The following is a 12,670-nucleotide window of genomic DNA, read 5'->3' on the forward strand; positions in this document are numbered from 1 at the left end:
CATGCAACGCAAACACATTCTTTGCCAAATCCATGCCAATTGTCGTAATATTCATTTCGGACTCCTCGCCTCAAGTAGTTGGTCATACTTCTACTTTGGCACATTGATGCCGTCGGCGCTGGAGTCCCTCTCTATTTCCAGCAGCCTCGAAGGCGGCGTCCATACCATTTGTTTACGATCTGTCGCAAGCGAGCGTCAGCGGGAGTGAAGAGCAGCGCAAAAAGCGGAATGTACTTAAGACCATGAGCATTTTGAGCAGCGCATGAGCCCCGATCACGTTCGCGCAGTAAGATCGCAAACAGGTTCTAAGCAGCTTTGCGACGCCTGGCCAGGGATGCACGCATGGTGACGGCAACCTGGAAATCCCGCTTCACCGGACGCGCCCATCCATAACAGCGGTTCAGCAATTCGTTCAGGGCATTCAAGGTGACATCACGCCAGGGTATATGCACCGAAGTCAGGGGTGGCGCGGCGAAGGTGGCGCTCATGGTGTCGTCATAGCCTATCACCGAGACATCGCGTGGCACGGCAATGCCCGCCTGCTGGAAATACGAGAGCGCACCGAGTGCCATTTCATCATTGGCACAAAACAGGGCGGTAAACGGATAAGCTGAATTGACCAGTTCCCTGGCTGCATTCCAGCCACCTTCTGACGAAAAGTCGCTTTCAGCTATCCACAGGTTTGCCGTATCGATACCGGCGCGGCCCAGTTCGCCCAAGAATCCGTTGATGCGGTCCACATTGTCTGCCGCCTCGGACGGGCCGGCTATGACTGCTATCTTTTTGTGCTGATGCGCAAGCAAGGCTTTTGCTGCCATCACCCCGCCCAGCTCATGATCTGCAATAAAACACTGTGCGGCAAATTGTTCCGAATGATGATTCAACATCACCAGTTGTGCATGCTTGGGACCGAGCTTAGAAAAATCATCGTCATTCAAGACGTTGCTCATGACGATCAGGCCGTCGCAACCACGCTCCATCAAGAATTGTATGGCTTCCACACCTTTCCGGTGCTCGTCAACGCCGCTCACACCAAAGGCAACCACCATATGCAGACCGGCAGCACGCAGTTCAGTATCAATGGATTGCAGGATGGGCATATAAAAGGTGCCCTTGAGTACCGGGATATACACCCCTATCATTTGCGAATTGCCAGACAACAGCGAGCGCGCTGCATGCGAAGGGCGAAAATCCAGTTCAGCGATGGCTTTCCTGACCCTTTCCTGCGTCTTTAATGAGACTGAACCGTTGCCGCTCACCACACGCGAAGCAGTTCCCAGACCTACTCCCGCCAGGCGGGCTACATCCTTGATGGTGGCCACTAGATTCTCTTCTATAATTAAGGTTTCAGCAGTATTAGGACTTACGCAAAACCGCCCCAGCTGCGTTGTAGCTCCTAGCCGTACTGTTCGTACTGTCTTCGTCGCTGCGGTGTAGTTGGGGTTTCAGACAATATATTGTCTGCCAACGTAACGAACCTCCCCTGCAAGGGAGGTTTTCTAAAGCGATAGTCTTGCTGGGACAATTTTGCGTAAGTCGTAAGTATATTAAATTTCCATCACGCATGGCATTGCCGCTATCAATGTGTTGCCATTTTTTCCCGCAGTTGCGTGACGATGAGATCAACAAAGCTTCTGACCCTGGTGGATGCATAGCGGTTTTCCCGATGCACCACATGCACCGGCAAAGGTGCTGTTTCATACTCGGGCAGCAGGTGTATCAATTGCCCGGTTTTGAATAAGACATCCACCTGATACGACAACAGGCGGCTAATGCCCAGGCCAGCCAGGCTGGCTTCAATCGCTGCATCATTGCTGGTGATGGTCAGGCGCGGCTTGAACTTGAATGCCAGGTTCTGCCCCTGATGGCTGAAACGCCACTCGGTCATCGGCGTCACACTGGATGCGGCAATCATGCTGTGGGCCCGTAACTGATCGGGGTGTTGCGGCTGGCCAGCGTGCGCCAGGTAGGCTGGCGACGCGCACAAGACCCGCCGTATCTGCCCGACCCGTATCGCTTTCATGCTGGAATCGGGCAGTTCGCCTATGCGTATGCCAACATCCACGCCCTCTTCCAGCAAATTCACCACCCGGTCCAGAAACAGGGCAGACACATCCATGGCCGGATAACGTTGCAGGTAATCGACTATGCTGGCCATTACATACATTTTGCCAAACAGGACCGGTGCAGTCACCGTCAAATGACCGCGTGGTTCGGCATTGATGCCAGCTGTGGCTTCGTCCGCCGTCTCGACGTCGGCGATGATGCGGCGTGCATCATCCAGATAGCGTTGACCGGCTTCGGTTACCCTGACATAACGCGTGCTGCGATTGAGCAATTTGACACCCAGCCTGGCTTCGAGCGCCGCAATCGCACGGGTCACCGCCGGTGGCGACATGCCCAGGCGACGGGCGGCAGCAGCAAAACCATCTTCTTCTGCGACGGCCACGAACACCGTCATCAAATGCAGCTTGTCCATAGATGTGCCCGGTGATTATTCCATTTTTTACAATAATCAATTGTAAGTGATACGTATTCTGTCCACAAATGATATTGCGAAAATTAGGGGCCCCATTACATTTTCAAAATCAGCGAAGTTCAGCGCAGATCAGCGCCTGTTTCACTGGTCACAGGGTTGCCGCCCGGACCATCATCCCGGACTGAGTGACCTGGGCCTATAAACAGAACCCAGATCGAGCCCAAACAGGGGGCGCAAGAAAAACACGCGGCGTATTATTTCGTAGCTGAGGAAACAGCTCAGCGCCGTCAAGGCAATCAGCAAGATGCCTTCGCTAAGCGCAGGCAATGCCAGCGGCTTCAGGCTATGCGCCATGATGACGATATAGGTCTGATGCAGGATGTAGACGGGAAACACAGCCTGCGTCAGATAGCGCCTTGCCGGACTGTCAAAGTTCAGGTACTGGTGCGCATAAGCGCACGCCGCGATAATCGCCGACCAGGCCATGCAAACCCATACCAGGCGCTGCGCCATGAGCAGCCATTTGGGAACATCATCAGGGGCAAGGTCAAAATAAATGATGAGCAGGATCCAGCTGCATGCAACCAGTCTCAGTGCCAGCCAGCGCAAGGCTGCCAGCTCTTGCCAGAATACCGGGGATGTGGCGATCAGTGCACCAAACACAAAGACAAACAAATAGCAGGCATGGTTATACCAGTCAGCAACCAGACCATGATTCGGCGGGAAGTCACTCAATAAAGCCATGCGTACCACAGCCAGATACGCAATCGGCAAGACCAGTATGCGCCAGCCTTTCATCTGTTTTTCCAGCCAAGTGCGGGCCATCTTGAACCAGTCTGGTTTGACTGCCAGCCAACATCCCAGCAAGACACTGTAGACCCACAGATAGGCAACGAACCACAGATGATTCCAGGTCGGCAGAGCGAGCGTCTTGCCCTCTACTTTGAAGCCATGATAGGCATGCACATATAATTGCATGAAGTCGGTATAGCCGCCGGCATACGCCAGTTTTTCCACTACTTCCAGATATGCTTGCGGTGGCACCACGATCAACATGCCAAAGATCAATGGCAGCAAGAGGCGAATACTGCGCCTGCGCAGGAATTGCCCGGGCCGGATTTTTTCCAGCATGAATGCCGATGCCACACCGGAAATGAAGAACAGCAAGCTCAGTCGCCATGGGCTGGTCAGCATCATCAGCGGCTGTAGGGTGGAGCTGGCATGCGGGCTTTTGACATGCCAGCCCCATTCCACGTAATACATACCGACGTGATACAGAATTAGCAGGAAGAAGGCAATGATACGGACCCAGTCAAGAAAGTACAGACGTAGTGACGGCGAACCTGCGGTGGGTGTGGATGAGGTGGACATGATGGCGGTATAGACTTGGTTATGAACACAAGGCCAGCTTACAGCCCGGGCCAGATGCAAGCGAGGGGAATGTGACGAACTGGATTCCAGCCGGGGTGAACTGGACCAAGATCAGAATACCTGTCAATGCAGGCTGGCCAGTTGCTGGACCACATCCTCCCTATACTGGCGGCTGCAGGGCAGGCTGGGGCCATTGCGCAATAATAATTCAGCATCGCCTTTTTGCGCTGGCAATACCTGGGTAATCTGGTCCAGACGGACGATATGGCGGCGATGGCAACGCACGAAACCTTGCCCCAGACGCTCATGCAGGCCGGACAAGGTCTGGCGCATCATATGCTGTTCTTGCGCAGTGCAGATCAGCACATAATTGTCAGCCGCTTCCAGACGGACAATGTCAGCCAGTTTGATGACCAGGACACGGCCCTTTTCACTCAACAGCAAATGCTGCTCAGTGTCGGTCTTTCTGGCCATAGCGCTGCGTTCTTCCACTCTGTGCATGGCACGCAAGAACCGCGCTTCATCATAGGGCTTGAGCAAATAGTCGATGGCATTTGCATCGAAGGCTTGCAGGGCAAACTGGTCATACGCCGTTACGAACACGTTCAGTGGCAGCGGCGGACTCAACTGGCTGGCCACGTTGATACCATCCATTTCCGGCATCTGTATGTCGAGGAAAACCAGGTCGGGTTTATGCTTCGCAATGCTGTCCAGGGCTTCCTTCCCGTCCCTGGCTTCTGTCACGCTGGCGTCGGCCACGTGTTCGGCAACCAGGCGCCTGAGTTTGTCTCTGGCATAGGCTTCGTCATCGACGATAAGGATTTTCATGGCGTCTTCATCCTGTGCTCAAAGTGGCAAACGCAGTTCTGTCATGACACCAGCGGGTGTCAATGCACGTACGGTCAGGCTGGCCGTATCCGCATACAGCACTTGCAGGCGCTGGCGCAAGTTGTTGATGCCGACGCCGCTATTATCGGTTTTTTCTGTCAGGTATCCGGCATCATCCTGAATGCACAATACCAATTGCCCCTGCTCGCTACGCGCGCTGATCTGGATACGTGTCAGTTGTGTACGTTTTTCCACCGTATGCTTGAAGCTGTTTTCGAGCAGTGTTTGCAGACTCATCACTGGTACCCGGCAATCCTGCAGGTCGTCAGCGATGTCCCAGCTGAGTTCTACCCGGTCAACAAAGCGCAGGCTCATGAGCCGTGCATAGGCTTGCAATAGCTCCAACTCATGCCGCAAATCGGTTTCTGACTGCTGTCCCAGATCAAGGCTGGCACGCAAGAGTCCGGCAATCTGGCTCAAGGCGGTATCGGCCAGTTTGACATCGGTATACATCAGGGATGAAATGGTATTGAGGACATTGAACAGGAAATGCGGTTGCATCTGTTGCGTCAGCCTGTGCAACTGCGCCTGTCGCAACAAGGCCTGGGATTTTTCCGCATGTTCTTTTTCTTCCAGCAGGGATGCATAGGCTTGCAGGCCAAAGATGACGACATAGAAGATGCCAAAGAACAGGAAGATCTTGCTGCATTCATAGACCAGCACCTGGCCCCAGCCACCATGCTGATAGGTCAGTCCCAGCATTGCATATACCAGATGGCGCAGGCTATAAATGAGGATGACAAATACAATGCTGATCAATGGCAGCGGTAGAATCTGCTGCCAAAACCATTTGGCTGGCGTCTGCAACAACACACTGTCAGTCAACTTGCGTTTTTGTATCAGTAGCAAGGCAGTGCCGACAAAGGCAGATGAACCTTCCCAAAATAGTGGTTCCCAGATATGTTTGCCGCCATTCTTCAAATGGTCTTGCACGGCAACCGCCATCATTAATAGCCAAAATAAAACCCAGCCGGCCAGCAAAGGTTTTTTTATCTTTTTCCAGAATCGTTGATGGCTCATATCAGGCGGACACCAGGTTTTTTGTTCCCAGCCATTTGCCGCTCTGGCTTAATTCACGGGTCAATTCCAACACCAGTTTTTCCACCGCCATGGCGGCATTCGTCAGCGGGATGTTTTTGGATGCACACAAGGTCACCGTACGCGAAAGCTGCACATCACTGATGGGACAGGCGCGCATCTCGCCTCTTTCAATTTCTGCCAGCATGGGGGAAACCGGCAAGATGGTCGCACCCATATCGGCCAGCAAGGCCGATTTCAAAATCGCGATGGAAGTAATGTCGATCACCTGCTCTATGCTTTTGCCCTGTTGCCTGACCACCTGTTCTATGCGTGGTCGCACCCCGTGTTGGATGCTGGGCAGTATCAGGGTCGCCTTCAGGGCCTGTTCCAGCGTAATGGATTTGCGCTTGCAGGCAAATTGCGAATCGCTGCGGGTGATATACATCATTTCTTCTTCGACCATGGGTTTGGTGGCAAAGCCGCCCAATTGCCCGTCGTCAAACAGGATGGCCAGGTTCAGGCGTCCCGAACGCAACTGTTCGTTCAGGTTGCCGGTCAATTCCTCTGTCAACTGAAACACGATGTCCGGGTAAGCCGCCCGCACCGCTTTCAGCAGCGGGAAGGCCAATGCACCGGACGCGCTTTGCGGTATGCCCAAAGCCACGGTGCCGCGTGGTTTGTCGGTGGACTGTGCCACCGCAGACCTGGCGTCACTGACCTGTTTCAGTATCGCCTGCGCATGTTCGTAAAATACCTTGCCGGCATCGGTGGCCTGCATGCCCTGGGCCGAGCGGTGCAAGAGCATGGCTCCCAGTTCTTCTTCCAGTTGCTGCAATTGCTGGGTCAGGGCTGGCTGCACGATATGCAGCACACGTGCGGCCCGTGACAGCGAGCCATGATCGACGATGGCAACAAAATAGCGTAATTGGCGCAGTTCCATGTTCTCGCAGTTCCGTTTTTCTATTCAACAGGCTTGATCGCTCTGCGTTCTATCGATGACGACAGGATCAGCGATGTTGAGGTCACACCGCAACGTGCCAGACTGGTGATCACACGTTCCAGTTCGCGTACTGACGGCGCCACCACTTTCACGATCACGCAATCTTCGCCGGTAATGGCATGGCATTCAACGACTTCCGGCACTTGCTCGGCAATTTTCAGTACCGGCGTGTCGGTGGCGCGACTGGCTATGCGGACAAAGGCGGTAATCCCATATCCCAGTGCTTCGGGATTGACCCTGGCATGATATCCCGTGATGACATTCGCCGCTTCCATGCGTTTGACCCTTTCGGCAACCGCTGGCTGGCTTAAATGTATGCGACGACCGATTTCGGCCAACGTGACCCTGGCATCCGCCTGCAAAATCTCAAGGATCTTGCCATCCATCACGTCCAATTCTAACTTCATGGAAAAAACCTCTTTTTTCTGTGATATCAAAAGAAATGTACCTGATTTACCTTTGTTTATCCATTCAAAATCACATCCTGCTGACATACACTGATAGTCGATAATTCATTGCACAAGAGAAATTCATGCGCCACCTGCCCCGTCAAGTCCTGCTCGCCCTGCTCACCGTCTATATTGTCTGGGGCTCCACGTATTTTGCCATTCAGGTCGCATTGCAAGCCTTCCCGCCTTTCATGATGATAGGCACGCGCTTTCTGGTGGCGGGCGCGATATTATATCTTTGGCAAAAATGGCGTGGCGCAGTCAACCCGACTTTGCGTGAGTGGCGGGATGGCGGCATAGTCGGCATCCTGATGCTGGGTGGCGGCACCGGCCTGACTGCGGTGGCACAGCAATACGTCTCTTCCGGTCTGACTGCGGTCTTTATCGCCTGCTCACCAATGATACTGTCGGGCCTGTCGGGCCTGTTCGGCGACTGGCCGAAAAGACGCGAATGGCTGGGCATAGTCTGCGGTTTTATTGGTGCCATGCTGCTGGCTTCGGATGGACAGTTTTCCGCGAAACCGCTGGGCATCCTGTTTTTGCTGGGTGCCATACTGTGCTGGGATATAGGTTCCATCCTGTCGCAAAAGAAGCTCAAGATGGCTGCCGGCGGCATGGGCTTTGCCAGTGAAATGCTGGTGGGCGGCCTGTTCCTGTTCCTGGTCAGTCTGTTCAAAGGCGAGCAACTGACAGGTGAAGTGACTTTCAATGCAGTGGCGGCCTGGGCTTATCTGGTAGTGGCGGGTTCATTACTGGCATTTACTGCCTATATGTATCTGCTGTCCAAGGTCCCTGCCGGCCTGGCTGCCAGCTATGCCTATGTCAACCCGGTGATTGCGGTGGGCCTGGGAGTGGCGTTTGGTGGTGAACATTTGTCCATGCGTGAAATGCTGGCGATGAGTATCATCCTTGGCAGCGTCATCGTACTGACCAGCGCCCACAAGAAGAACCAAGAACAGACTGCCAGTTGAAGTGTTTTACGGGATGCATGCAAGGCTGTTGTAGCAGTTTTGCATACGTCCGTTTAAAAGAATTCGGCAGTATCGTTGGATACTTCAATCTGCAAGTCACCACTGGTGACCAAGGCATCGTAATAGCAAGTGCGGTTGCGACCATTGGTCTTGGCGAAATACAGGGCCTGGTCAGCCCGACCGACGATGGCCACGGCAGGCTCAAACGGGTCTATGCGAGCATAACCGATGCTGATGGTGACCGTACCTACCTGTGGAAAATGATGCATTTCTACATTTTGACGGAAACGATCAAAGATCATCTGCGCATCTTCTTGCGAAGTCGAGCGCAATAAAATCACGAATTCTTCACCACCAAAGCGGAACAGCCGGTCTGAAGGACGGAAGGAGCTACGTAGTAAATTAGCAATCAGAATCAAAACTTCGTCGCCATACAGATGACCGAACTGGTCATTGACGCGCTTGAAATGGTCGATATCCAGTACTGCCAGCCAATGCTGGCGTTCCGGCTCATGACGGCGACGCTCTTCGTCCTCACGCTCGGCTTCCGAGCTAGCCTGCTGCTGCAATGCACTATTGCGTAGGACTTTGGAAAAATTATCATCAAAAGTCTTACGGTTCAGCAAACCGGTCAGAGAGTCACGCTCACTGTAATCAAGCAGGTTTTGAAAGTTTCTGTACACGATCAGCATGCCGCTGACCACTTCCATTGCATTCGCGGTGTAGTTGGCTGGTTTGTAGATTTCCAGGCAGGTATGCAGCTTGTCGTTGATCCAGATCGGCAGCCAGACTATCCTGCCGCCTTCGATCAGATGCTCAATCACTGGTTGTTGCTTGGCAATGCCTTCTTTTAACTGGGGATAATGCTCGATTGAATCATTTGCCGTGGGCGTCGTGTGCGATTCGTCGGCCATGGCCACCGAACCTTCGTGGATGGTAATCTGAGGCTTGATAAAAACTTGCTGGCCAACGGAAACGACATCCAATACCCGTGCCGACTCTGCATTCGTCAATTGACGCAGAGCCGTAATCACTGAAATATTCAGTAAGTCATGATCGCGATGTCCGGTAATCTCTACCAGATGTTTAATGATTGATTCCATGCCCCGTATTCCTGCACCTTACAGCATTAACACTCCGTACGAAGTCAACACCAGCAATGCGTACATTGCCGTTTTACAATAGTATAGCAAGTCAAGGCACACCGTCACCAGATTATCTGCAAACAATCTCGCCTTAGATAAAAATGACTGATCCGTGGGTATTACTCTAAAGTCCTTTGTGGGAATCCGCCGTTGGCATTCTGCGATGGGCGGAACTACAGTAATATATAGTGACATCATTTCAATCATATTTTTTTGGCAAGGTGCCGATTATGCGAAATAAACAGCCGCTTTTTTGTAGCCCCGGCATGATCTGCATGGGAATCATCAGCGTAGCGCTGGCTAGCCCGGCGGCAGCAGCGTCCGTCATTCAGGTCAGCGACAACAGTGGCCAGGCGGTCCAGGATGCGGTGGTATATGCCGAACTGGCAACAGGGCCACAACTTGCCAAATCGGCCACGGCAGAAATCCAGCAAAAAGACAAGAAATTCATGCCACTGGTGACGGTAGTACAGACCGGCACGTCGGTATCTTTTCCAAATAATGATACGGTCAGGCACCATGCCTACTCGTTTTCACCGGCCAAACCCTTTGAACTCAAGTTGTATTCTGGCAAACCGGCAGCGCCCGTGGTGTTTGACAAGGCCGGCACGGTGGTCGTCGGCTGCAATATCCATGACCAGATGGTCGCCTATATCCATATTGTCGATACACCCTATTTTGCCAAAACGGATGCCAGCGGTGTGGCACACCTGGCCACCATCCCAGCCGGTAAATATGTCTTGAAAGTATGGCACCCCAAGCAAGCCCCTGGTGCGGCGGTTCAGGAACAAAACCTGCAGGTTGATGGCAGCGCAACGCCGGTGATTGTCAAACTCAATTACAAAGCAGGATAATCAGGAGCTGTCGGGATACCCGTTCCTATGCATGACGGATGCAATCATCAGCCCTGACATAGCGGCAAACATCAACTACATTATTATTTTACGTGCGCACATTGAGGATAATTCATGCGTTTGCATAGTCTGGAAAGCCGCGTCGTCACCCTGTTTATCGGTCTGCTCCTGACCTTGCAACTGGTCGGCTTTTTCACCATTCGTAATACCATAGACAGCAATGCCCGCAGTGCCATCGAAGAAAGCCTGAAGCTTAATGAAAAAATCCTGTTGCGACTGCTGGATCAGAATGCACAAAAACTGATACAGGGTGCCATCGTCCTGGCCAAGGAATATGCCTTCCGTGAAGCCATAGGCACGCATGACACCGAAACCATCGTCTCTACTCTGTCGAATCACGGCAAACGCATAGGTTCTGACTTGACCATGCTGGTTGGCCTGGACAGAAAAATCACCGCGTCTTCCAGTGCGACTGCCGCTGGCAATCTCAGCCACAGCTTGCAACAATCTGTCGCGGCCCTGATACAGACAGCAGAAAAATCCGGCAGTGCCGCCAGTACCACCATCGTCGATGGCAAGCCGTATCAAATGGTGGTGGTGCCGATAGAAGCACCAGTGACCATCAGTTGGGTCGTGATGGCTATTCCCATAGGCAAGACCCTGGTGAGTGACATGCATGAACTGTCGCTGATGCAGATCAGCCTGCTGACGACGGGAAAAAATGGCTGGACACCGAATGTATCCACACTCAGCGATGGACAGGCTGCCGAACTGACCCATCTGATACCGCCACCAGAAAAGAAAGTCAGCTACCTGCCGAATATCCAGATCGATGAAGACCAGTACAGCACCCGCATCATCCAGCTGGCGCAAAATGAGCAGGCCAGTACCGTCGCGGTACTACAACTGTCCATCAGCCAGGCAGTTGCGCCCTACAAAAAACTGCAACTGAACTTGCTGATACTGACGGTGTTTGGTGCCGTTGTCGCCAGTATCATCAGCGCCATTACCGCCCGCCGCATTACCGGCCCGGTGCGGCAGTTGGCAGAAACCGCCCGACGCCTGGGTGCCGGTGACTATACGGCAGCCATCAACGTCAAGCAGAAAGATGAAATCGGCGATCTCGCACGCACCTTCACCACCATGCGTGACGGCATCGCCCAGCGTGAAAAGGAAATCAGCCGGCTGGCGTACTGGGATACCCTGACAAATCTGCCGAACCGCGCCCTGTTTACCGACATGCTGGAAGAAGCCATCGCGATGGCACGCGCGCATGAGAAATCCTGTTACGTACTGATGATGGACCTGGACCGTTTCAAGCACGTGAACGACGTCATGGGTCACCGCTTTGGCGATATCCTGTTAAACCAGGTCGCCATCCGCTTGTCAGACGAACTGGGCGCAGGGGCTACCAAGCCAGCCCGCCTGGGTGGCGATGAATTCGCTATTCTGTTGCCGAATGGTTCCAAAGAAGAAGCGCTACACCTGGCCCACCGGATTTTGCGTTCACTGGAAAAACCGATTTCCATCGAAGACCAGACCGTGGACCTGGGCGCAGGCATAGGCATTGCCGGTTTTCCCGACCATGCCAGCGATACCCATACTTTGTTAAGCCGGGTCGAAGTCGCCATGTATGCAGCCAAGCTGGGGAACAGTGGTGCCGTCATTTATTCACCGGACATAGACAAAGGCAGTCAGCAAAGCCTGTCACTGCTAAGTGAATTGCGGGCAGCGCTGGAACAACAGGCATTTCGCATGTATGTGCAACCCAAGGTCGGGCTGGACCATGGGCAGGTGATCGCGGTGGAAGCACTGGTACGCTGGGTGCACCCCGAACGCGGTTTCATCTTCCCCGACCAGTTCATCCCTTTTGCAGAACAAACCGGATTCATCCGCCAGTTGACACACTGGATCATGAATGAGGCAGCGCGCGTTTGCAGTCTCTGGAATAAGCAGGGCTTGCACTTGAAAATCTCCGTGAATATTTCCACCAGGGATTTGATGGATCAGGATTTGCCCACCAAGTTTGCACAGATCCTGCAGCAACATCAGGTGGATGCTGCCTCATTCTGTCTGGAAATTACCGAAAGCGCCATCATGGATGACCCGGTCAGGGCCTTTCAGACGCTGGATCGTCTGCATGCCATGGGCCTGGACTTGTCCATCGATGACTTTGGTACCGGCTACTCTTCGTTGGCCTATCTGAAACGTTTGCCGGTGGATGAACTCAAGATCGATAAGTCTTTCGTCTTGAAAATGGAAAAAGATATTGATGACACCAAAATCGTCAAATCCACCATTGATCTTGGCCACAATATGGGCTTGCGCGTCGTCGCAGAAGGGGTGGAAAATGCTGAAGTCATGGCCCTGCTGAAAGAACTGGGCTGCGATCAGGCCCAGGGTTATTTCATCAGCAAACCCATGCCCTCGACCGATTTACCGGCGTGGCTGGAAAAATGGCAGCAAAACAATCCGGCGTCGTGATACCTCCAC

The 12,670-nt window shown here is 53.2% G+C and carries 12 protein-coding genes; 4 read left to right on the plus strand and 8 right to left on the minus strand.

Features of this window, described 5'->3' with window-relative positions; genetic code table 11:
* Window positions 1–208, plus strand: a 208-nt coding sequence (locus ACO0LM_RS20980; protein ID WP_423039589.1) for a hypothetical protein, incomplete at its 5' end; no start/stop codon positions are given.
* Between the two features lie 97 nt (window positions 209–305).
* On the opposite strand, the gene ACO0LM_RS20985 is transcribed toward ACO0LM_RS20980, so the two are convergent.
* From ACO0LM_RS20985 to ACO0LM_RS21015, 7 genes are all read right to left on the minus strand, one after another.
* Window positions 306–1,322: a LacI family DNA-binding transcriptional regulator gene (locus ACO0LM_RS20985; protein WP_423039591.1), complete on the minus strand. Its 1,017-nt coding sequence runs from the start codon at window positions 1,320–1,322 to the stop codon at window positions 306–308.
* A gap of 257 nt (window positions 1,323–1,579) precedes the next feature.
* A complete protein-coding gene (locus ACO0LM_RS20990; protein ID WP_423039593.1) occupies window positions 1,580–2,479 on the minus strand; it encodes a LysR family transcriptional regulator in 900 nt (299 codons plus the stop codon).
* Window positions 2,480–2,650: 171 nt separating this feature from the next.
* Window positions 2,651–3,850 (minus strand): acyltransferase family protein, encoded by a 1,200-nt coding sequence (locus tag ACO0LM_RS20995; protein ID WP_423039595.1) that lies wholly within the window; start codon window positions 3,848–3,850, stop codon window positions 2,651–2,653.
* A gap of 123 nt (window positions 3,851–3,973) precedes the next feature.
* Window positions 3,974–4,678, minus strand: a complete 705-nt coding sequence (locus ACO0LM_RS21000; RefSeq protein ID WP_423039597.1) for a LytR/AlgR family response regulator transcription factor — start codon at window positions 4,676–4,678, stop codon at window positions 3,974–3,976.
* A gap of 18 nt (window positions 4,679–4,696) precedes the next feature.
* On the minus strand, window positions 4,697–5,758 hold the full coding sequence (locus ACO0LM_RS21005; RefSeq protein WP_423039599.1) for a sensor histidine kinase: 1,062 nt from the start codon (window positions 5,756–5,758) through the stop codon (window positions 4,697–4,699).
* Window position 5,759: 1 nt separating this feature from the next.
* Window positions 5,760–6,698: a LysR substrate-binding domain-containing protein gene (locus ACO0LM_RS21010; protein ID WP_423039601.1), complete on the minus strand. Its 939-nt coding sequence runs from the start codon at window positions 6,696–6,698 to the stop codon at window positions 5,760–5,762.
* Between the two features lie 20 nt (window positions 6,699–6,718).
* Window positions 6,719–7,165, minus strand: coding sequence for an Lrp/AsnC family transcriptional regulator (locus ACO0LM_RS21015; RefSeq protein ID WP_422984024.1), 447 nt, complete (start codon window positions 7,163–7,165; stop codon window positions 6,719–6,721).
* 125 nt (window positions 7,166–7,290) lie between these two features.
* On the opposite strand from ACO0LM_RS21015, the gene yedA reads away from it, so the two are divergent.
* Window positions 7,291–8,178 (plus strand): drug/metabolite exporter YedA, encoded by an 888-nt coding sequence (yedA, locus tag ACO0LM_RS21020; RefSeq protein WP_423039603.1) that lies wholly within the window; start codon window positions 7,291–7,293, stop codon window positions 8,176–8,178.
* A gap of 53 nt (window positions 8,179–8,231) precedes the next feature.
* On the opposite strand, the gene ACO0LM_RS21025 is transcribed toward yedA, so the two are convergent.
* Window positions 8,232–9,281, minus strand: coding sequence for a GGDEF domain-containing protein (locus ACO0LM_RS21025; RefSeq protein WP_422984020.1), 1,050 nt, complete (start codon window positions 9,279–9,281; stop codon window positions 8,232–8,234).
* A 317-nt stretch (window positions 9,282–9,598) separates the two neighbouring features.
* Here ACO0LM_RS21025 and ACO0LM_RS21030 point away from each other — a divergent pair, with 317 nt between their 5' ends.
* Window positions 9,599–10,177, plus strand: a complete 579-nt coding sequence (locus ACO0LM_RS21030) for a methylamine utilization protein (protein WP_423039605.1) — start codon at window positions 9,599–9,601, stop codon at window positions 10,175–10,177.
* A 114-nt stretch (window positions 10,178–10,291) separates the two neighbouring features.
* A complete protein-coding gene (locus tag ACO0LM_RS21035) occupies window positions 10,292–12,661 on the plus strand; it encodes an EAL domain-containing protein (protein ID WP_423039607.1) in 2,370 nt (789 codons plus the stop codon).
* Window positions 12,662–12,670: the final 9 nt, after the last annotated feature.

The organism is Undibacterium sp. Di26W, assembly GCF_049340265.1.
Classification (GTDB): domain Bacteria; phylum Pseudomonadota; class Gammaproteobacteria; order Burkholderiales; family Burkholderiaceae_D; genus Undibacterium.

Bases quoted from the DNA above. Each gene is read 5' to 3' on its own strand.
- ACO0LM_RS20990 (WP_423039593.1), bottom strand. From the start codon at position 2,479: ATGGACAAGCTGCATTTGATGACGGTGTTCGTGGCCGTCGCAGAAGAA.
- ACO0LM_RS20995 (WP_423039595.1), bottom strand. From the start codon at position 3,850: ATGTCCACCTCATCCACACCCACCGCAGGTTCGCCGTCACTACGTCTG.
- ACO0LM_RS21000 (WP_423039597.1), bottom strand. From the start codon at position 4,678: ATGAAAATCCTTATCGTCGATGACGAAGCCTATGCCAGAGACAAACTC.
- ACO0LM_RS21005 (WP_423039599.1), bottom strand. From the start codon at position 5,758: ATGAGCCATCAACGATTCTGGAAAAAGATAAAAAAACCTTTGCTGGCC.
- ACO0LM_RS21010 (WP_423039601.1), bottom strand. From the start codon at position 6,698: ATGGAACTGCGCCAATTACGCTATTTTGTTGCCATCGTCGATCATGGC.
- ACO0LM_RS21015 (WP_422984024.1), bottom strand. From the start codon at position 7,165: ATGAAGTTAGAATTGGACGTGATGGATGGCAAGATCCTTGAGATTTTG.
- yedA (WP_423039603.1), top strand. From the start codon at position 7,291: ATGCGCCACCTGCCCCGTCAAGTCCTGCTCGCCCTGCTCACCGTCTAT.
- ACO0LM_RS21025 (WP_422984020.1), bottom strand. From the start codon at position 9,281: ATGGAATCAATCATTAAACATCTGGTAGAGATTACCGGACATCGCGAT.
- ACO0LM_RS21030 (WP_423039605.1), top strand. From the start codon at position 9,599: ATGGGAATCATCAGCGTAGCGCTGGCTAGCCCGGCGGCAGCAGCGTCC.
- ACO0LM_RS21035 (WP_423039607.1), top strand. From the start codon at position 10,292: ATGCGTTTGCATAGTCTGGAAAGCCGCGTCGTCACCCTGTTTATCGGT.